This is a genomic window from Acidobacteriota bacterium (assembly GCA_020853395.1).
GTDB lineage: Bacteria > Acidobacteriota > Vicinamibacteria > Vicinamibacterales > SCN-69-37 > JADYYY01.
In genome coordinates this window covers 222686-242419 of the sequence record JADYYY010000007.1, presented here as the reverse complement: position 1 = coordinate 242419, position 19734 = coordinate 222686, and the positions used below count along the sequence as shown (strand labels likewise).

General features: G+C 70.0%; 16 protein-coding genes. 12 read left to right on the top strand and 4 right to left on the bottom strand.

Annotation, left to right across the window (positions count from 1 at the left end; genetic code table 11):
• Nucleotides 1–4 precede the first annotated feature (4 nt).
• The 4 genes from IT184_06845 to IT184_06830 all read left to right on the top strand — a co-directional run bounded on the left by IT184_06845 (nt 5) and on the right by IT184_06830 (nt 5564).
• Nucleotides 5–472, top strand: coding sequence for a RidA family protein (locus tag IT184_06845; protein ID MCC7008517.1), 468 nt, complete (start codon nt 5–7; stop codon nt 470–472).
• A 132-nt stretch (nt 473–604) separates the two neighbouring features.
• Nucleotides 605–3490, top strand: coding sequence for a serine/threonine-protein kinase (locus IT184_06840; GenBank protein ID MCC7008516.1), 2886 nt, complete (start codon nt 605–607; stop codon nt 3488–3490).
• 46 nt (nt 3491–3536) lie between these two features.
• Nucleotides 3537–3842, top strand: a complete 306-nt coding sequence (locus IT184_06835) for a hypothetical protein (GenBank protein MCC7008515.1) — start codon at nt 3537–3539, stop codon at nt 3840–3842.
• A 252-nt stretch (nt 3843–4094) separates the two neighbouring features.
• Nucleotides 4095–5564, top strand: a complete 1470-nt coding sequence (locus IT184_06830; protein MCC7008514.1) for a glycosyltransferase family 2 protein — start codon at nt 4095–4097, stop codon at nt 5562–5564.
• Here the strand turns inward: IT184_06830 and IT184_06825 are convergent.
• Both IT184_06825 and IT184_06820 read right to left on the bottom strand, forming a co-directional pair.
• On the bottom strand, nt 5554–6909 hold the full coding sequence (locus tag IT184_06825) for a starvation-sensing protein RspA (protein ID MCC7008513.1): 1356 nt from the start codon (nt 6907–6909) through the stop codon (nt 5554–5556). The genes IT184_06830 and IT184_06825 overlap by 11 nt on opposite strands.
• 133 nt (nt 6910–7042) lie before the next feature.
• Nucleotides 7043–9667 (bottom strand): EAL domain-containing protein, encoded by a 2625-nt coding sequence (locus IT184_06820; GenBank protein ID MCC7008512.1) that lies wholly within the window; start codon nt 9665–9667, stop codon nt 7043–7045.
• 293 nt (nt 9668–9960) lie between these two features.
• On the opposite strand from IT184_06820, the gene IT184_06815 reads away from it, so the two are divergent.
• The gene (locus tag IT184_06815; GenBank protein ID MCC7008511.1) at nt 9961–10725 is read left to right on the top strand and encodes a hypothetical protein; all 765 of its coding nucleotides are present in this window, start codon (nt 9961–9963) and stop codon (nt 10723–10725) included.
• Nucleotides 10726–10743: 18 nt separating this feature from the next.
• Here IT184_06815 and IT184_06810 read toward each other — a convergent pair whose 3' ends face one another.
• Nucleotides 10744–11748: a quinolinate phosphoribosyl transferase gene (locus IT184_06810; protein ID MCC7008510.1), complete on the bottom strand. Its 1005-nt coding sequence runs from the start codon at nt 11746–11748 to the stop codon at nt 10744–10746.
• A 144-nt stretch (nt 11749–11892) separates the two neighbouring features.
• On the opposite strand from IT184_06810, the gene IT184_06805 reads away from it, so the two are divergent.
• Nucleotides 11893–12777: a DUF1080 domain-containing protein gene (locus IT184_06805; protein ID MCC7008509.1), complete on the top strand. Its 885-nt coding sequence runs from the start codon at nt 11893–11895 to the stop codon at nt 12775–12777.
• Between the two features lie 30 nt (nt 12778–12807).
• Here IT184_06805 and IT184_06800 read toward each other — a convergent pair whose 3' ends face one another.
• On the bottom strand, nt 12808–13839 hold the full coding sequence (locus IT184_06800; GenBank protein ID MCC7008508.1) for a PHP domain-containing protein: 1032 nt from the start codon (nt 13837–13839) through the stop codon (nt 12808–12810).
• Between the two features lie 49 nt (nt 13840–13888).
• Between IT184_06800 and IT184_06795 the strand changes: the two genes are divergently transcribed.
• The 6 genes from IT184_06795 (at nt 13889) to IT184_06770 (ending at nt 19696) form a co-directional block, all read left to right on the top strand.
• Nucleotides 13889–15262: a PQQ-dependent sugar dehydrogenase gene (locus IT184_06795; GenBank protein MCC7008507.1), complete on the top strand. Its 1374-nt coding sequence runs from the start codon at nt 13889–13891 to the stop codon at nt 15260–15262.
• A gap of 40 nt (nt 15263–15302) precedes the next feature.
• Nucleotides 15303–15758 carry a hypothetical protein gene (locus tag IT184_06790; protein ID MCC7008506.1) on the top strand — a complete coding sequence of 152 codons (456 nt, stop codon included), beginning with the start codon at nt 15303–15305 and terminating at the stop codon, nt 15756–15758.
• A gap of 63 nt (nt 15759–15821) precedes the next feature.
• Nucleotides 15822–16748: a PEP-CTERM sorting domain-containing protein gene (locus IT184_06785; protein MCC7008505.1), complete on the top strand. Its 927-nt coding sequence runs from the start codon at nt 15822–15824 to the stop codon at nt 16746–16748.
• Nucleotides 16749–16813: 65 nt separating this feature from the next.
• A complete protein-coding gene (locus IT184_06780; protein ID MCC7008504.1) occupies nt 16814–17269 on the top strand; it encodes a GNAT family N-acetyltransferase in 456 nt (151 codons plus the stop codon).
• A gap of 9 nt (nt 17270–17278) precedes the next feature.
• Nucleotides 17279–17743: a DUF1801 domain-containing protein gene (locus tag IT184_06775; protein MCC7008503.1), complete on the top strand. Its 465-nt coding sequence runs from the start codon at nt 17279–17281 to the stop codon at nt 17741–17743.
• 225 nt (nt 17744–17968) lie between these two features.
• Nucleotides 17969–19696, top strand: a complete 1728-nt coding sequence (locus IT184_06770) for a CDGSH iron-sulfur domain-containing protein (GenBank protein MCC7008502.1) — start codon at nt 17969–17971, stop codon at nt 19694–19696.
• Nucleotides 19697–19734 lie beyond the last annotated feature (38 nt).

Here is a 19734-nt window from a genome sequence, read left to right as displayed (position 1 = left end):
GTCGATGCCAAAGAAGACTCGCCGAACGTTCCTCACCGCCGGACTCCCCGCGCTGGCCGTCGGCGCGCCCGCCGCGGCTGCAGCGCAAACCCCCGCCGGCGGCGCCCGACAGGAGCGTCGCTTCTTCCGTCAGTCTCCCGGCAACCCTCCGCCGCCGTACAGCCCGGAGGTCGCCTACGGCAACCTGCTCTTCATCTCCGGCAAGGGCGTCGGCGCCGGTTTCCAGGGCGACATCACCGCGCAGGTGACGAAGACGATCGACAACGTCGAGGAGTCGCTGAAGGCCGCCGGCTCGGCGCTCGACAAGGTCCTCAAGGTCAACGTGTACCTCGCGGACATCCGGCACTTCGACGCCATGAACGCCGTCTATCGGCAGCGCTTCGGACCGGTGTTCCCGACCCGCACGACGATCGGCGGCGTCGTGATGCCCGACGGCGGCCTCGTCGAGATCGATTGCGTGGCGTATATCTGACGACGGCGCTCGGCCCGGGTCGCTGGGCCGGCGCCCCGGCTGAGCCCTGTGTTCCCGACCGCGCCTCGGCGCGACGCGCGCAGGCTCACGGCTCACCATTCATGACTCAGAGTCCGTCGCTGCCCTAGTCCCATGAGCGCCGATCCGCCTGTCGCGCCGCCGGCCGGAGGCCGGGGTGATTCGCCGCCGCCGGGGTTGGAGCACATCCGGGCGCTCATCGCGGCAGCAGGGCGGTCGGCGCACTACGAGGTCGTCTCGCTCGTCGGTTCGGGCGGCATCGGGGCAGTCTACAAGGCCGTCGACACACGCCTCGCGCGGCCGGTGGCGATCAAGGCGCTCCACGGCGCGCAGTTGCTCGACACGCGCGGCGCGGCCAGGCTGCGGGCCGAAGCCCTGGCCGCCGCATCGCTCGACCATCCCTACATCTGCAAGATCTACGAGCTCGTCGACACGGGCAGCGAGCCGCTCATCGTCATGGAGTTCGTCGAGGGCGAGACGCTCGCGGCCGTGTTGGCGCGCGGCGTGCCGTCCATCGAGGCCACGGTGCGGGTCGCGATCGAGATCGCCGAAGGGCTGGCCGCCGCGCACGCACACGGGCTCGTCCATCGTGACGTCAAGCCCGCCAACGTCGTCATCACCACCCATGGCCACGTCAAGCTGCTGGACTTCGGTCTCGCGCTCGCGGATCCGACGGCTGGCGAGACGCGCATCGCGCCGCCGCTGAGCGATGCCTTCGCCGGCACACCGCACTACATGGCGCCGGAGCAAGCCGCGGGACGGCCCGTAACCGCGCGCGCCGATCTCTTCTCGTTCGGCGTGGTCCTCTTCGAGTGCCTGAGCGGACGGCTGCCGTTTCGCGGCAGCAACGCGTACGACTACGTGCGCCGGATCCAGTCGGATCCGCCGATCCGCCTGGATCGGATCGCGCCCGCCGTGCCGGCCGACCTCGCGCGCCTCGTGGACGCCTGCCTCGAGAAGGTCCCGGCCGACCGCCCCGCGTCGGCCGGAGAGGTGGTGGCCGAGCTTCGCCGGATCGCCGGCGGGCTGAGCAGCAGCGGCATCGGCGGCAACGCAGAAACCGCCGGCGCCGTGCGGCGCCGGACACACGTCCAGCGGTGGCTGTGGGCCGGTGCGCTTGGAGCGATGGCGATCGCGCTCGCGTGGATCGCGGGGCGAGACGCGAATCCGGCGCCCGTCTGGATGCACCGCCCGTTCGTCACGACGTCGGCGGAGGAGTTCGAGAGCCGAATCTCGCCCGACGCGCAGTGGGTGTCGTTCATCTCCAGCGCGGCCGGGCTCACCGAGCTGAAAGTACGGCGCGTGGATGGAGGCGACGCGCAACGCGTCGCGACCTCCGACGGCACGGTCGTGAGCCAGGTCTGGTCGCCCGACGGCGCGCGGATCGCGTACGTCGTCCGGCAGGCGTCAGCGTCGCGCCTCGTGGTCGTGCCGGCGTTCTTCGGCGGCACGCCGGTCGCCAGCGTGGCGATGGCCGCCGGCTCCGCGCCCTTCAAGCTGCTGCGCTGGATTGGCCACATCGTGTACGTGCAGGTCAGCGACGCGCGGGGACGATCGCTCTGGAAGGTCGACCTGGACGCGGGCACCTTTCAGCCCGTCAGCGCCGCCTGGCGCGTGGACGGCACGCCCGAGGAGTTCGACGTGCGTCCGGCCGACGGCCGCGTCGTGTTCTCGATGGCGATCGCCGGCCAGGAGGATCTCTGGACGGCGAACCTCGACGGCTCGTCGATGCGTCGCGTGACGAACGACCAGTTCTTCGAACGCCATCCGATCTGGGCCGGCCGGGACGACACGGTGATCTACCAGACGAACCGCAGCGGACAGGTGGACCTCTGGGAAACCTCGCTGTCGTCGGGTCGATCCTCGCCGCTCACGTCGAGCCCGACCGTGGAGCTGCCCGACAGCACATCGCCCGACGGGCGGCTCGTGAGCTTCCAGCAGACGTCGCAGGCCGCACATCTCTGGATCGTCGACGGCGCCGCAGGCCGCCAGGTGACCGACGACGCGCTGCGGGATTCGTCGCCGAGCGTCGCCCGCGACGGCGCACGTGTGGTGTTCCAGCGCAACCCCGCGGTCACGCGCGAAGGCAATGAGTCGCTCGACGCGGTGCTGTTCACCGGCGCGATCCAGCGCGGTCAGCCCGTGGCGGCGCCGCGCGCGCTGACCGACGGGTTCGCGCCGATCGTCTCGCCCGATGGCCGCCGCATCGCCTATCACCGGATGGCGCCGGACGGCGCGCACGCGGCGGTCTTCGTCCTCGATCTCTCCTCCGATCAGAAGACGCAGGTCAGCTCGACCGGACGTGTTCCGGGGTACGCGACGTTTCCTTCGGATTGGACGGAACCGCACGTGGCCTGGGCGCCGGATGGCGCGGCGTTGTTCGTCATCGACGAGAGCCAGGGCTGGGTCGTACGCCGGTACGTCATCGGCGCGTCCGCTCCAGACGCACCGCTGGCCCAGGCCGACGCGCAGGAGGTCTTCCACGGTCTGAGCGTGTCGCCGGACGGGCGATGGCTTGCGCTCCTGGTCTCGCGCCGTGGTGCCTCGTTCGCGCGTCTGATCGACCTCGAACAGCGGGCGTCGCGAGACGTCCGCTTGGAAGGATCCGGTTCGACCTTCATGCGCGGATGGCTGGCCGATTCACAGGGCGTCGTCGTCGTGCGATCGCGCGTGGTGCACGAGGACCGATCGGCCGACGTCGACGTGCTGGTCGTCAGGCCTCCCGACACGGCCGACGTGGTGCTGCGCCTTGCCGGCGTCTTCGGTCCGACGACGCGGCTCGATGGTGCCGCGCGAGCGATCTACGCCACCGTCGTCGAGGCCGGCGTGCACAACGTCGTCGAGTATCCGCTGAAGGGGGGCCGCGGCCGGAAGATGACCGACAACAGGCTGGCGGGCGTGACGTTCGCGGGCCTCGCGCCGTTGCCCGACGGAACCCTGCTCGCGTCGCGCGCCGAGCAGAAGAACGACATCTGGCTCATGGCGATGGCAGGCCGATAGTGCTATTCTCCGCGCGCGGCGGCGTTCACCCAGCAGAGGAGACCTGATGGCCAAGCGTCCTTCGAATCGGGCACGGACCGTCCAACGGTCACGGACGGGAAGCGATGCGACCATTCTCGCCGGCTTGCGTCAGTACGTGCTGGCGATCGAGCGGGAAGGGATCTCGATCTACTCGGGCGACGACAGGAAGCACACGAAGATGCTGTCGTTGTTCAAGGATCTCGGCACGTTCGTCCAGGACATCCGGCACAAGTACCGCCAACCGCCAACGTCCAGCGCGCGCGGGCAGGATTGCCGGCATCCGTTCGTCGACTGCGGCGATCACTGCGACATGCCCGATCTCTGCTCCTGATCTCGGCGCACCCCGACGTCACGCCCATGAGCCGTTGCCCGTGGCGCGATCTCGAGCTCTGAGAGTGCGTCTCGAGTGTGGCCGCCGTCCGGCCTCACAACTCAGAGCTCACGACTCACAACGCCGTCAGTTGCGGCTCAGCACATACGACTCGACGATGTCGAAGTCGACAGCGTGGGCCAGTGCGTCTGACGAGGTCCGTCGCGTCGAGTAGTGCTTTGTGCGGCCAGGCACGCTGGCCGGTGGAGCCCCGTGGCCAGCGTCTCTCCAATCACGGACATCGGCGTGGTGACGGCCGATCGGCCCGCGAGCCTCGCACGGACGCTGGCATCGGTCGTCGCCGCTGCGCCTCCAGGCCGCCGGCTTCGAGCTGTCGTTGTCGACGGCTCACGGACGGCACGCGGGCGTCGCGAGACGCGGGCGGTGGTCACGCGCGCGACGAAGCACTCGAAGATGGCGTTCATCTACATCGGTGCCGCGAAAGCTGCGCGGCTGCGGCGAGCGTGGCGCGTGCCGCGCGCGCTCGCGTCGTCGCTCACGCCGGGAAGCGCCGGGGCGAATCGCAATCTGCTCCTGTTGCTCACTGCGGGCCGACAGGTGCTGTTCGTCGACGACGACATCGTGCTGGAGCCGTGGGAGCTGCCGGATCGGCGGCATGGATGGACAGTCGCCGGGCACGACGAGCGCCGCGAGTTCAGGTTCTTTCCAACCCGCCGTGCGGCGCTCGCGTTGGTGACGCGCCCGCCGATAGACCTCCTCGGCGCGCACGAGGAGTTGCTGGGCCGGCAGGTCGGGGCCGTGCCGACGGATGCGGCGCTCGACCTGCCCGACCTGAATGACGCGTGCGCGCACTTGAAGGCGCGGGTGGCCCAGGGACGTCCGATGACCGTGCGCGTGACCTGCGCGGGCATGGCCGGAGACGCCGGGCGTCCGGCGCCCGATCGCTTGCTCTTCAGCCGCGGATCGTTACGCGAGCGGCTCTGGTCGAGTGCCCGCGAATTCAGGACCGCGATGACGAGCCGGGAAGAGCGCCGCGTCGCCGTTGCGAGCTACGCCACGCACGCCGCCAATACGCCCGCCGGGTGCCTGGCTCTGGAGAACCGCCGGCTCGCGCCGCCGTTTCCGCCGATCTCCCGCAACGAGGACGGCGTCTTCGGCGCGCTTCTCGCGGCGACCGACGCGGCCGCGCTGTTCGGCCATCTGGCAGTCGGCGTGCTACACGATTCGGCGCGCCGGTCGCCGTACACCGAGGCCGAACGTCGCGGCGTGACGCAGGTGCGGGTCGCCGAGTTGCTGATCGTGCTGATCCGCCGTCTCGCCCGGACGTCTGCACGCCAATCGCCAGCGGCGCGGCTTCGCGACGTCGGCGCGGGGCTGCAGGACGTCGCCGGGTGGAAGCCTCTCGAGTTCAAGGCGTTCGTCGCGGGCGTGATGCGGACCGCGAGGTTCCAGCAGATCGACGCGGCGGAGCGTGACGCCCTCACGCAGGGCTGTCCGCAGTACTGGCGCGACGCGCTCGCGGACTGCCGGCGCCGGGTGGCAGCCGCGGCAGACTCCCCGTGGTTTGCGCTGCCGATCGAGTTCCACGATCGCGCCGGCATCGACGCGGGCTATCGCGCGCTCGCCGGCTTCGTTCGGCGTTTCGGCGCGCTCGTCGAGGCATGGCCGGCGCTGTGGACGCGCGCCCGGCGGCTCAGGACCATCGCCGCGTCTACTGCTTGATCACCGTGCCGTCCCGGCGACGCACCTCGCCCCATCCGCCGTTGAGCTGGCCGCGCTCGCCGGTCTCGCGTCCGAACGGGAACTTCGCCGCGGCCTTCTCGTCGATCTCGATGCCCCATCCCGGCGACTCGTTCACCCACAGGTAGCCGTTCTTCATCACCGGGCAGCCCTTGAAGACCTCCTGGTGATTCTGGTTGAACGCCGAGTATTCGTTGATGCCGAAGTTGTAGCACGCGATGCCGAGCGTGACGTTCGCCATGTGGCCGACGGGCGAGACGTCGCCGGGCCCGTGCCAGGCCGTCTTCACGCCGAACTGCTCGGCGAAGGCAGCGATCTTCCGGCAGGGCGTGAGACCGCCGGCCTGCGAGACGTGGATGCGGATGTAGTCGATCAGCCGCTCGGCGATGAGCGGCTGCCACTCGTGCGGGCTGTTGAACAGCTCGCCCATGGCGAGCGGCGTGCTGCACTGCTGTCGAATCTGGCGGAAGTACGCGATGTCTTCTGGCGACACCGGGTCCTCGACGAAGAAGAGCTTGAACCGCTCGGCGTCCTTGCAGAACTGGACGCCCTGGTTGGGCGACACGCGCTCGTGCACGTCGTGGAGCAGCTCGATCTCGTCGCCGAGCTCGGTGCGGCACGCGTCGAAGAGCCGCATGGCGCGCCGGTAGTACGCCATCGGCTCGAAGACCGGCGCGTTGTGGAGCGCGGCCTGCGCCGCCGCCGCACCGCCACCCGCGCCGTAGCCGGCCATGCCCGGCACGCCGACCTGGACGCGGACGTGACGGAAGCCCTGCGCGATGTAGTTCTTCGCGTTCTCGATGACCTGCGGGATCTCGTTGCCGGCTGCGTGTCCGTAGCAGTCGACGGCCTCGCGGCACTTGCCGCCGAGCAACTGGTACACGGGCATGCCGGCCTGACGGCCCTTGATGTCCCAGAGCGCCTGGTCCACGCCGCTGATCGCGTTGTTCAGCACCGGCCCGTTGCGCCAGTACGAGCTGAAGTACAGCGCCTGCCAGGTGTCGTCGATGCGATCGGCCGGTCTACCCACGAGGAACGGTTTGAGATAGCGCTCGACGGCCGGCCTGACGAGATCGGCGCGCTGCGTGAAGGTCGCGCAGCCGTAGCCGTAGAGGCCGTCCTGGTCGGTCGTGATCTTGACGACCGTGAGCCTCACGCCGCCCGGCGCGGTCTCGATCACGCTCACGTCGCGGATGCGCGGCGTGGGCAGCGCGCGCGTGGCCTGCGCGGCGGCCGCCTCGGCGGCGAGCATCCGGCGCGTCGAGACGCCGGCGAACCCGGCGCCCCCGAAGAGTTTCAGAAGGCTGCGGCGCGGAATGGCGGTCATGGTTGACTCCCGCGGCGCATTCTACGCCACCGCAGGCGGCCCCGGAATCGCGGGCGCGGCGACTCGGCCGGCGCGCCCTTTGCCGCCCGGGACGTGCGCACGCGCCTCCGTGAGCTTGGCAGTCGGCTCGCGGCTAGTGGACCGATGGGGTCGGTACGTCGGAGCCGTCCCGCAGCCGCCGCCGGCGCGGCGGAGGGACGAACGACATCGTGTGGCCGCGCCGGAGCAGCGGCGTGATCTCGTCGCCGCTGAGCGGCTTCGCGAAGAAGAACCCCTGCGCCTCGCGGCAGCCCCACTGGCTGAGCAATCCGACCTGCGCCGGCGAGTCGACGCCTTCGGCGATCACCGCCATGCCCAGCTCGCGGGCCAGGCTGATCGTTGCCTTCACGATCGCCGCGCTCCCCGCATCGTCGAGGATGCGCGAGACGAACTCGCGCGCGATCTTGATCCGATCGACCGGGAACCGCCGGAGGTACCCGAGCGACGAGTAGCCGGTGCCGAAGTCGTCGATCGCGAGCGTCATGCCGTTGGCGCGCAGGCGGGCGAGCACGTCGTTGTGTTCGCGCGAGGCCGCCATGAGCACCGACTCGGTCAGCTCGAGCTCGAGATAGTGGGCCGCCAGGCTCGAGTCGACCAGTGCGGCCGCGATTTCGGCCTCGAGCTCCAGGGCCATCTTGAACTGCACCGCCGACAGGTTGACGCTGACCCGCGACAGCGGGATGCCTTCGTCGAGCCATGCGCGCGTCCGGTGACACGCGTCGCGCAGCACCCAGTGGCTGAGCGCGACGACGAGGCCGCTGTCCTCGGCAACGGGAATGAACACGCCCGGATCCAGCACGCCTCGCTCGGGATGACGCCATCGCACGAGCGCCTCGACGCCGGTGATCCGCCCTGACTCGAGGTCGATCTGCGGCTGATACACGAGAAAGAGCTGGCCGTCGTCGATCGCGCGACGGAGCTCGCTGCGCAGGGTGACGCGCGTGCGCACGTCGGTGTCCATCGCCTCGGTGAAGAACCGGTAGAAGCCGCGCCGTTCGGCCTTCGCGCGGTAGAGCGCGACGTCCGCGTGCGCCAGCAGCATCTCCGGATCGAGGTACTGCGGGCCGTGCACGGATATCCCGATGCTGGCGCCGAGCCGAATCTCGCTCTCCTGCACCCAGCACGGCTCGCTGATGGCCTTGGCGATGTGGCTGGCGACGATGGCGGCGTCCACCGGCTGGTCGATCTCGGAGACCACGACGGCGAACTCGTCGCCGCCGAAGCGCGCGACGAGATCGGTGTCTCTGACCGTGGCGCGCAGCCGCGCCGCCACCACCCGCAGCAGCTCGTCGCCGACCGGATGGCCGAGCGTATCGTTGACGTCCTTGAAGTAGTCGAGATCGAGGTACAGCACGGCGAAGGGTTTGGCGCCGCGCGTCACCCGGGCGATCGCGTGCCGCAGCTCCTCGACGAAGACCCGGCGGTTCGGCAGGCCCGTGAGCGCGTCGTGCCGCGCGGCATGGAGGATCTGCAGCTCGGCGGATTTACGCGCGGTGATCTCACGGAAGAACCACACGCGGCCGAGCTCGGTGCCGGCCGGCGTGCGGAGCAGCGCCGTGTGGCGTTCGAAGTAGCGGCCGTCGGTCGTCTCGAGCTCGTCGTGACCCATCTCGTCGCTGGGCGTGTGCAGTTGGCGCAGCCGGGTGAGGAAGGCGTCGGCCGACTTCATGTGCGACGCCGCCGCGGTGAGGACCTGGTCGCCGTCGGCGCCGAGGAGTCGATCGACGCTCGTGAGGAACATGTCCGCGAAACGCTGGTTGGCCGCGATGATGCGCCCATGGGTCCCCACGACGAGGATCGCGTCGGGCGAGGTCTCCATCTGCGTGCGCAGCAGCGTGTTGGTGAACTGCTGGTCGTCCTCGATGCGCTTGCGTTCGGTGATGTCCTGCACGGTGCCGACCGCGCGCGTCGGCCGGCCCTGGGCGTCGTAGGACGTGCGGCCGCGCGCGTGCACGTGCCTGATCTGGCCGTCGTCCTGCACGATCCGCAAATCGAGCGCGAGCAGCGTCCGGGTCCGGACGGAGGCCTGGAAGTCCACGTCCACCCGGTCCCGATCGTCGGGATGGAGCCGCGTCAGCATGGCCTCGTAGGTCGGCACGAACGTCGCGCGCGTCACGCCGAAGATGCGGTACGTTTCGCGCGACCAGCGCAGCGTCCGTCGGACGAGATCGAACTCCCAGCTCCCCACGCGCGCGATCGCCTGCGCCTCGGCGAGCGCGGCCTCGCTGTCGCGCAGCCGTTCGGCGGCGCCGAGCCGCTCGCGCGTGAGCAGGGCGAGGCCGAGTTTGTCGGCGAGCTGACAGGCGAACGCGATCTCGTCCTTCGTCCAGCGATGCGGCCGGCCGACGTGCTCGAAGCAGAGCAGGCCGAGATTGCGGCCCGAGGCGCGAATGACCGCGTCGAGCATGGAGGTGATGCCGAGCGGCTTCAAGTACGACTCGACGTAGCCCGCCGTGCGCGGATCGGTCAACGGATCGTGCGCGTCGACGTAGCGCGCGTCCTTGAGCGCCTGGAACTCGTTGCGGAAGTCGGGCTCGCAGAGCACCATGCCGGACGAGTGCCGCCCTGGCGTGGCCTCGTAGCAGGCGATGCAGTGCAGCTCCGACTCGGCTTCGTTGAAGAGCCAGGCGTTCACGCGCTCGCACGCCATGGCGCGCGTCGCGAGCTCGACGAGCGCGCGGGCGGCGGCGTCCACGTCGCCGCCGATGATGGTGTCCATCTGCGCCGCCTGGCCGAGCGCATCGAACTGGCGATGCAGCCGCTCGAGCGTCGTGTGGAGGTCTCCGCCATCGCCGGGTGACGACGCGTGGTCAGGGGCGGAGGAGCCGGAGGAGCCTGGCGGGGTTTGAAAGGGGGGATGGACGGACGGCATCGGCCGCGGGAGGGAGCAAGAGGTGTGCCCTCGGGCCGGGAAGCGGCGATCACGTTTCTGCACGGGACCGCACCGGCGCCGCCGACAGAAACGCACGGTCGTCCACAATTTTGAACGCGGCCGGTGTACGATGCGCGCGCATGAAACCATCGCCGGAATTCCGCGCGCGGGTGCTCGCCGGTGAGTGGACGTGCGGCACGTTCCTGAACCTGGCGTCGCCGCTCGTCGTCGAAATCGCCGGCCTGGTCGGCTTCGACTTCCTCTTGATCGATCACGAGCACGGGCCGGGAGGCGAGGACACGCTGCTGCATCAGTTGCAGGCAGCGTCGGCGACGCCCGCCGTGCCGATTGTGCGCATCGCCGCGAACGACGCGGCGCGCGTCAAGCGGGTGCTCGACGCGGGCGCCTGCGGCGTGATGGTGCCGTACGTGAGCACGCCGGACGAGGCGGCGCGCGCGGTCGCCGCGATGCGTTATCCGCCCAGGGGCGTGCGGGGCGTGGCGAAGTTCCATCGCGGATCGGCATTCGGCGCGGCGTTCGGCGAGTACTTCGCGCACGCGCACGAGCGGCTGCTCGCGGTGCTGCAGATCGAGACGCCCGCCGCCGTCGATCACGTCGACGCGATCGCCGCCGTCGACGGCGCCGACGTTCTGTTCGTGGGACCGACCGACCTCTCGTACACCCTCGGCCTGCCGGACCAGTACGATCATCCGCGCTTCGTCGAGGCGCTCCGTCGCGTGAGCGCCTCGGCCCGCGCGCACGGCAAGGCGGCCGGCATCCTCGTGCACGACCCCGCGCTCGTGCCGCGATGCCGCGACTGGGGCTACTCGTTCGTCGCGCTCGGATCGGACGGCGGTGCCCTGCGCGCCGGACTCCAGGACTGTCTCACGACGCTCCGGAAGTGATCGCGTCGGGGGCGACAGCTAGTCCACTCGTGTGAGCCTCGGGTTCGGCCGGTAGCGGCGGCCGACCTTGGCCTGCGGGCGGTCCTCGACCATCACGATGTCGGCGGTGAAATCGTAGCGGCCGCCGAAGAGCGACGAGCCGACGCCGTACGAGTCCACCGGCACGCCTTGTTCCTCGAACTGGCGGATCTTCTCGACCGTGAACCCGCCGGAGGCCACGATCCGGACGGAGCGGAAGCGGTCGCGGTCGAGCGCCTCGCGCACGTTGCGGACGAGCTGCGGGATCACGCCCGTCGGCCGGAACGCGCCCATCTGCGGGATGATCGACCGGTCCACGAGGTTCTCGGACGTATCGAGCCGCACGCCCCAGAGCCGGGCGCCGAGCGCGCGCGCGACCTCGAGCGACGTGCGGACGCAGTCGTTCTCGTAGTCGACGAGCGTGACGATCTGCACATCGGGGCCGGTCGCCTCGGCGAAGGCCTGCGTCGCGCGCACGGTGTCGCCGCCGTACGCCGCGACGAGCGCGTGCGGCACCGTGCCGATGCCGGACGATCCCCACCAGCTCGCCTGCGCGTCGGTCGAGACGCCGATGGCGCCGGCGATGTGCGCCGCGTAGCCGTCGCCCGTCTGCACGAGCCAATGATCGTGGCGCGCCGGGAAGAACATCACGGTCTTGGGCCGGGCGGCGTCGACCACGAGCCGCGTGTTGGTACCGACGCGCGTGCGGCGCGCGAGCACGCCGAGATACAGCGTCTCGAGCACGGCGAACGACGGGTACGGCCCTTCGATCGTCATGACGGTTTCGTACGGCGCGATCTCGTCGCCGTCGTAGAGCGCGTGCACCTCGAGCGCGTGCCAGTCGTCGGCGCAGAGCTTGAGGATCGCGATGGCTTCGTCGATGCCGCCGAGGTACGCCCGCGACTTGCCGAACACCTGCATCAGCACGCGCGGCGCGTGGCCCTCGCGGTGCAGCACGTCCCGCGTGCGCACGAAGTACTTGTCGGAGTAGTACCCGCTGCGCATGCGCTCGACGGGCAGATTGAAGACGGAGGGATCGAGACGCGGACGCGGCACAGCAGGGCATGCTAGCGGGCCGCGCTCGGACGTGGCAACCCCTCGCCCGTTCTGTCGTATAGTCCCCCTCGTCTCTCTGTCGTCGAGGTGCGTATGAAGCGAGCAGGATGGACGCTCGGGATCGTCCTGGCCGGACTCGGCGCGTCGGCCATCGCCGGCCGGTCGGCGCCGGCGGCCTCGCAGGCACAGGCCGACGAGAAGGCCTGGATTCAGCTCTTCAACGGGCGCGATCTCGGCGGCTGGACGCCGAAGTTCACGAAGCACCCGCTCGGCGAGAATTTCAACGACACGTTCCGTGTCGAAGACGGGTTGCTGAAAGTCCGCTACGACAAGTGGACGAAGTTCGACGGAGAGTTCGGCCACCTCTTCTACGGGCAGCCGTTCTCGTACTACCTGCTCGCCGCCGAGTACCGGTTCGTGGGGCAGCAGGTGCCCGGCGGGCCGGCCTGGGCGATGCGCAACAACGGGCTCATGCTGAGCAGTCCCGATCCGCGGACGATGCTGCGCGATCAGGATTTCCCGATCTCAATCGAGGTGCAGTTGCTCGGCGGCCTCGGCGACGGCAAGCCGCGCACGACCGCCAACGTCTGCACGCCCGGCACCAACATCGTCATGAAAGGCCTGCTGACGACGACGCACTGTCTGAACTCGAGCTCGAAGACGTACGACGGCGACCAGTGGGTGCGGGTCGAAGTGCTCGTCAAGGGCGACGAGGCGATCCAGCACCTGATCGACGGACAGGCCGTGCTCGAGTACACGCGGCCGCAGATCGGCGGCGGATCGGTGAACCCGGTCGATCCGGCCGTGAAGGTCGACGGCACGCCGCTCGCCGGCGGCTTCATCTCGATTCAGGCCGAAACGGCGCCAGCCGACTTCCGCAAGATCGAATTGCTCGAGCTCGAGGGATGCATGGACCCGAAGGCGTCGAACTACAAGAGCTACTACGTCAGACCGAAGCCGGGCGCCTGCCGTCCGTAGTGCGCCGGCGGCCCGGCCGCGCGCGGCGAGTCATCGCATCACCGGCTGCGTCCACGCCATCCGGCCGTTGCTCTCGAGCACGCGCGCGCGGACGTAGCCCTCGCCGCCGCGGAACGTGTAGGTCGCCGACGGCGTCGCGCTCTCGGCGAGCAGCCGTCCCTCCTTGCCCACGAACTGGATGCGGTATTTCGAGAAGGTCGTAGGCTTGACCGACACCGTGATGCCGGTGTCGGTGGCCTCGTACGCGTTCAGCTCCACGCCGGTCGACGCGTAGAACTCGCCCTGATCGAGCGCGCGAGTGACGGCCGCCGGATCGAGCGCCGTGGCCCGCACGACCACCCATCCCCGGCCGGGGCCGGACGCGTTGGGATCACCCGGCCGCTTGAAGTGATGCGCGTCGTCGACCGCGATGCCGTAGAGCAGCGTGCCGCGCGAGAGGATCGCGTCCCAGACCTCCTCGAGGCCCGGAACGCCGCCGCCCCCGCCGTTGTTGACCTCGGGATGGCCATTGTAGATCTCGAACAGGCGGTTGTTCTTCACCTGTCGCAGCTCGTCGGCCGTGACCGACCACCGGAAGTTCGGGTGGTTGATGTGCGGCACGCCGGCGGCGCGACGGATCGCGTCCACGTTCCGCTGGAGGATGTCCAGCACCGACGCGCCGTGCTGCGGCTCGACCTTCGTGGCGAGGTTCAGCCCGTTGATGTGGAGCGACTTGTCCCCGATGGCGTCGGTGACCTCCTCGCCGCGCACCACGAGGAACTTGTCGTCGGCGCCGTGCAGCGCGTTCAACCCGTCCGTGCTGGTCAGGTAGTTGTGATCCGTCAGCACGACGAACTGGTAGCCGTGCTCGCGATACCAGCGGACGACGTCGTCGGGCGTGCTGTCGCCGTCGCTGTTGATCGTGTGCGTGTGCGTGTTGCCTTTGAACCAGCGCAGGGCGCCGGGCTGCGACTGGATCGCGTGCGGCGAAGGGACCGCACCGGCGCGGCGGCCGAGCGGGACGAGCGCGGCCGAGACGAGGAGGGCGAGCACGCCGAGCCGAGCCCGATCGGAGCGATGCATGCCGCTATGCTATGGCGCGCCCGGCAGGTTCGCTACAATGAACCTGCCAATGGCACGCCGTCGAGGACGCACGTCGAGGACGGGACCGATCTGCGCGGTGCTGAGCGTCGCCGCGGCGGTCGTGGCCCTGTCGGCGCAGAACGTCGCCACTGGCCCGGAGCCGTTTCGGATGCGGCTCGTCGCGGCCGGGCTCGGCGCGCCGTGGCAGATGCGCTGGGCGCCAGACGGCAGCTTGTGGGTGACCGAGCGCGTCGCCCGCCGCATCGTCCGGATGAATCCGGACGATGGCCGGATCACCGTGGTCACGACCATCCCGGAGGCCATCCAGCGGCACGCGCAGGACGGTGTGCTCGGCCTCGCGTTTCACCGTGACTTCCTGCGCCGCGTCGGACGAGACCACGTGTTCGTCGCGTTCACGTACGACGCCGATCCCGGTGCGGGCGAGGTGCGGCGGCTGAAGGTGCGGCGCTACACTTACGACGCGGCGATCGGCACGCTCGGCGAGCCGGTGGACCTCATCGACAACTTGCCGGCCGGCGCCGACCACGTGGCCGCGCGGCTCGTCTTCGGCCGCGACGACACGCTGTACCTCTCATTGGGCGATCAGGGATACAACCAGCTCGCGCTGTACTGCTCGCCCATCCTCGCGCAGGACCTCCCGACGGCCGAGGACGTGGCGGCCCGCAACTGGCCGCCGAAGTATCAGGGCAAGATCCTGCGGCTGAATCTCGACGGATCGATCCCGGCCGACAACCCGTCGTTCAACGGCGTGCGCAGCCACATCTACAGCTACGGCCATCGCAATCCGCAAGGGCTCGCGCAGGCGGCCGATGGCGCGCTGTACGAATCCGAGCACGGACCCAGCATGGACGACGAGGTCAATCGCATCCGCGCTGGCGGCAACTACGGCTGGCCGTTCGTCGCCGGCTACAAGGACGATCGCGTCTACGCGTATGCCGACTGGTCGAAGTCGGCACCGGCGCCCTGCGCGTCGCTGAAGTTCGATGCGATCGTCGCGCCGCCGTCGGTGCCGCAGCAGCAGGAGAGCGCCTGGAACGACCCGGCCTTCGTGCCGCCGCTCCAGACGTTCTTCACCGTCGGCCCGGACTACCGGTTCAACGAAGCCGGCAACGCGACGATCGCGCCGTCGGGCGTCGACGTCTACGACAGCGAGCGCGGCATTCCAGGATGGCGCCGATCGATCCTCGTGACGAGCCTGATTCGCGGCGTCGTGTACCGCGTGAAGCTCGACGGCCGCGGCGAGAGCGCGGCGGGCGAGCCGTTGGCCTACTTCAAGACCGACAACCGGTACCGCGACGTGCTCGTGCATCCGGACGGGCGGACGATCTTCGTGGCGACCGACAGCAGCTCGCGAGCTCATCCAGGGGCGATCCTCGCCTTCACGTACGATCCGCGACCGTAGGCGCCGGTCTGTGGCAAGCTATCGAGCCATGAATGTTCCGATGATGTCCGTTCGTGTGTGCTGGTTGCTGCTCGTCGTGATCTCGCTGTCGAGCCTGGCCGATCGGCCGGTCATGGCCGCGGCACAGGCGGCGACACCGCAGGCCGCCCGCCCGGCCGGTGCCTCGGGTGCGATCGCCCGTGGTGAGTACCTCACGACGCGCGTTGCCATGTGCGTGCAGTGCCACTCGGGCCGCGATCGGCACGGCGATCTCATCGACAGCGAGAAGTTCCACGGGGGCCCGATTCCGGTGCAGTCACCCTGGCCGGCCAAGAAGTTCGCCGCACAGGCGCCCAGCCTCGCGGGCTTGCCGGGCTTCACCGACGAGCAGGTCGTCACGCTGCTCATGACCGGCAAGGCCACCGGCCGGCGGCCGCCCTCGCCGCCGATGCCGCCGTTCCGCATGGAGCGCGCAGACGCCGAAGCGGTCGTCGCGTACCTCCGATCGCTGCGCTGACGCGAACCGGCCGCGCGGCGTCAGTGCCGAGTCCGCGCTGAGGCAGGAGAGAAAGGCGCGATCATGAAGCTCGTCTCCGCGCTCGTGGCCGTCGTCGTGGCCCTCGCTCCGGTACGGGCGGCGGTCGGCACGAGCCTGCTGTTCATCGGCAACAGCTTCACGTACGGCGCGGGTTCGCCCGTCATGTTCTACCGCGCCGAAACGGTGACGGACCTCAACCACGAGGGGATCGGCGGCGTGCCGGCGCTCGTCAAGTCGTTCGCCGATCAGGCAGGCCTCGACTACGACGTCGCGCTCGAGACGCGCGGCGGAAGCGGTCTCGAGTTCCACTTGCAGGACAAGCTCGGCGTGATCGGCCGGCGGCCGTGGGATCAGGTCGTGATGCACGGCCAGAGCACCCTCGATTTCGACGCGCCCGGCGATCCGGCGAAGCTGATCCGCACGGCGGTGCAGATGGCCGAGTTCCTTCGCGGCCGCAATCCGCGCGTCCAGCTCTTCCTGACGGCGACCTGGTCGCGGGCGGACCAGACGTATCCGTCCGACGGCGCCTGGGCCGGCAAGCCGATCGCACAGATGGCGCGCGACGTACGGGCCGCGTACGACAAGGCGGCCGCGGCGTCCGGCGCCGCGCGCGTGATTCCGGTCGGCGACGCGTGGAATCGGGCGATGGCCGCGGGAGTGGCCGATGCGAACCCGTACGATGGCCTCGAGCCGGGCAAAATCGACCTCTGGACGCACGACCACTACCATGCGAGCGCGTACGGCTACTACCTCGAAGCGCTCGTCGTCTTCGGCAGCGTCACCGGCCACGATCCGCGATCGCTCGGCGAGCAGGAGTGCTCGGGCTACGAGCTGGGCTTCACGCAGCCGCAGGTCAAGGCGCTGCAGCAGGTGGCCTTCGACGAGCTCGCGGCGGCCGGCACGGTCTCGGCGTCGCCGCTCGCCGTTCCGGCTTCGACGGCGCGCGTGCGTTGCGGCGGCGCACGATAGCCGCCGGACGGCTGCGTCGGGCGGGCCGGTCGAGCCGGTCGGGTGGGAGGCGCGCGATGAGCGACATCCGGATCTCGTTGGTCACGATGGTGAGCGCCGAGCTGATCGACGCGATGCAGCGGCTCATCCCGCAGCTCGGCTCGTCGGCGCCGCCGCCCGACTCCGCCGGGCTCGCGGCGGTCGTCGGCAGCCCGTCGACGATGCTGCTCGTGGCCCGCGACGACGCCGCGGGCGGCGTCATCGTCGGCAGCCTCACGCTGGCGGTGTTTCGGCTGCCGACCGGCATCCGCGCATGGATCGAAGACGTCGTCGTGGATGGCGAGGCGCGCGGACGGGGCGTCGGCGAAGCGCTGTGCCGCGAGGCGCTGCAGATCGCCGAGTCGAGAGGCGCGCGCACCGTCGAGCTCACGTCGCGACCGTCGCGCGAGTCGGCGAACCGGCTGTACCGCCGGCTGGGATTCCACACGCGGGAGACGAACGTCTATCGCTACACGTTCGTCGAGCGGCGCGATCGTGCGTGAGGACACGCGATGACGAAACGGCCGGCCTCGGTGGACGAGTACATCGCGCGATTCGATCCGCGCGTGCGCGACGTGCTCCAGCGTATGCGCCAGACGATCCAACGGGCCCTGCCCCGCGCCGAGGAAGGCATCGGCTACTCGATGCCGGCCTACCGGGTCGACGGCCGCGTCGTGATCTACTTCGCCGCGTGGAAGGAGCATGTCGCGATCTACCCGGCCACCGGATCGGTGACCGAAGTCTTCCGGCAGGCGCTCGCGCCGTACGAGGTCAGCAAAGGCACCATCCGCTTCCCGCTCGACGAGCCGGTGCCGATGCGCCTCATCGCGGCCGTCGCGAAGCTCAGGGCCGCCGAGACGGTCACGAAGGCCGGGCCGAAACGGCCCGTACGCAGCGCGGCCGGCAAGAGGCCTGCGGCCCGTGGCGAGCGGATCGTGCGGCAGCCGCGCCGACCGGCTCGGTCGTCGCGGCGATGACGCCTGATCCGAGGCGTGTCGCATCCGCCTGCATCGTCCGTTCGCAGGCCGGCGCGTGTCGCGACGGACTCTGCGCGGTGCGAACGCGCCGGCGTCCTGACGACCGTCAGCGCGGCTCGAGCCGCCGCGGGCCGCTGAGCGACCATCGGGCAGGGCAGATCGCCAGCGGCGCTCGGGTGGGGCCGAGGACGAACACGATGTGCTAGTGTGTCGGTCGCATTTCGGTTGAGCCAGAGAACTCCGGTGCCTTCCACGATCAGCACGCTCGACGATCTTCGCGCGCACCTGCAGTGGGCGATCGAGCTCGAACACGCGACGCTGCCGCCCTATCTCTGCGCGCTGTATTCGATCGAGCCCGGGCACAACCGCGAGGCGGTCGAGGCGCTCACGTCGGTGTTCATCGAGGAGATGCTGCACATGACGCTCGCCGCCAATGTGCTGAACGCGATCGGCGGTGCGCCCGTGCTCGACACGCCCGGCTTCATCGCGCGCTATCCGGCGTACCTGCCGCACAGCGCCGACGCGTTCCTCGTCCCGCTCAGCCGCTTCTCGAAGACGGCTGTCGAGACGTTCATGAAGATCGAGAACCCCGAGGCGCTCGATGCCACGCCCGAGGCCGACCGGTACCACACGATCGGGCAGTTCTATCTTGCGATCGAGCAGGGTCTGCGGGCGTTGTGCACAACGCTCGGCGAAGGCGCCGTGTTCACCGGAGATCCGGCCCGCCAGATCACGCCGGCCGTTCTCGACTACACGGGAAGCGGCAAGGTCATCCCGGTCTACGACCTCACGTCCGCGCTCGCGGCGATCGACGAGATCGAGGAACAGGGCGAGGGCCTCACGCCGCGCGAGGTCTGGGACGGTGACCGCGACATGTTCCACCCGGAGCTGGAGGAAGTGGCCCACTACTTCCGCTTCCAGGAGCTGCGGCTCGGCCAGCTCTACCAGCGCGGCGATACGCCGGCCACGGGGCCGCGCGGCCCGCGATTCACGGTGGATTGGGACGCGGTCCATCCCATGCGCGACAACCCGCGCACGGACGACTATCCGGCCGGCAGCCCGGTGCGCGAAGCGATGCAGGCGTTCAACCTGCGGTACTCGGACGTCCTGCGCCTCCTGCAGCGCGCGTTCAACGGCGAGCCGGCGCAGATGTTCGCGGCCGTCGCGGCCATGCCGGACCTCAGGGCGCGCGCGCAAGCGTTGATGCAGATGCCGAGCGGTGACGGCGTCACGACCGCCGGGCCGTCCTTCGAGTACGTCCCGGCTGCCGAGGCTCGGGAAGCAGCGGGCGAGCCGCCCGCGTTCCGGATCAGCGTCGAAGCGAACGGACCCTACGTCGTGGAAGGCGGCGTGCCGCTGACGCGCAAGTCGATCGTCTACTCCGAGTTCCATGAACCGATGTCGTGGCGCAAGGATGCCTCGCTGCCGGTCCGCGCGCGCTACCGGCTCTGCCGGTGCGGGCAGTCCGCCCGGAAGCCGTACTGCGACGGCACCCATACGGGCATTCGCTTCGACGGCACCGAGACCGCGCCCATCGAGCCCAGCGACACGCGGCGCGAGCGTCTCGAGGCGGACCGCATCACGGTCACGGACGACGTGGTGCTGTGCACGCACGCAGGGTTCTGCGGCAACCGCGTCGAGAAGGTGTGGAAGATGCTCGAGCGCGCCGGCGACAGCCGCACGCGGTTCGAGATCATCCAGCGCGTCGAGCGGTGCCCGTCGGGACGCCTCGCCTACGAGCTGGGGAACGGCCCGATCGAGCCGGATCTGCCAGCGGCGATCGCCGTCACGAGGGATGGCCCTTACTGGGTGACCGGCGGAATTCCGGTGACGCTGTCGGACGGACGGATGCTCGAGACGCGCAATCGCGTCGAGCTGTGCCGCTGCGGCCGATCGTCGACCAAGCCGCTCTGCGACGGCAGCCACGTCCTCGACGAGTTCAAGGACGGATGAGCCCGGTGCGGGCCGGAGTGGGTCGGCTACCGCTACTA

Excerpts from the sequence above, each read along its gene's own strand:
- IT184_06775 (MCC7008503.1), top strand. The coding sequence starts at position 17,279 with ATGACGAAACGGCCGGCCTCGGTGGACGAGTACATCGCGCGATTCGAT.
- IT184_06840 (MCC7008516.1), top strand. The coding sequence starts at position 605 with ATGAGCGCCGATCCGCCTGTCGCGCCGCCGGCCGGAGGCCGGGGTGAT.
- IT184_06835 (MCC7008515.1), top strand. The coding sequence starts at position 3,537 with ATGGCCAAGCGTCCTTCGAATCGGGCACGGACCGTCCAACGGTCACGG.
- IT184_06800 (MCC7008508.1), bottom strand. The coding sequence starts at position 13,839 with ATGCATCGCTCCGATCGGGCTCGGCTCGGCGTGCTCGCCCTCCTCGTC.
- IT184_06785 (MCC7008505.1), top strand. The coding sequence starts at position 15,822 with ATGAAGCTCGTCTCCGCGCTCGTGGCCGTCGTCGTGGCCCTCGCTCCG.
- IT184_06815 (MCC7008511.1), top strand. The coding sequence starts at position 9,961 with ATGAAACCATCGCCGGAATTCCGCGCGCGGGTGCTCGCCGGTGAGTGG.
- IT184_06790 (MCC7008506.1), top strand. The coding sequence starts at position 15,303 with ATGATGTCCGTTCGTGTGTGCTGGTTGCTGCTCGTCGTGATCTCGCTG.
- IT184_06845 (MCC7008517.1), top strand. The coding sequence starts at position 5 with ATGCCAAAGAAGACTCGCCGAACGTTCCTCACCGCCGGACTCCCCGCG.
- IT184_06805 (MCC7008509.1), top strand. The coding sequence starts at position 11,893 with ATGAAGCGAGCAGGATGGACGCTCGGGATCGTCCTGGCCGGACTCGGC.
- IT184_06795 (MCC7008507.1), top strand. The coding sequence starts at position 13,889 with ATGGCACGCCGTCGAGGACGCACGTCGAGGACGGGACCGATCTGCGCG.
- IT184_06810 (MCC7008510.1), bottom strand. The coding sequence starts at position 11,748 with ATGCGCAGCGGGTACTACTCCGACAAGTACTTCGTGCGCACGCGGGAC.
- IT184_06825 (MCC7008513.1), bottom strand. The coding sequence starts at position 6,909 with ATGACCGCCATTCCGCGCCGCAGCCTTCTGAAACTCTTCGGGGGCGCC.
- IT184_06820 (MCC7008512.1), bottom strand. The coding sequence starts at position 9,667 with ATGGACACCATCATCGGCGGCGACGTGGACGCCGCCGCCCGCGCGCTC.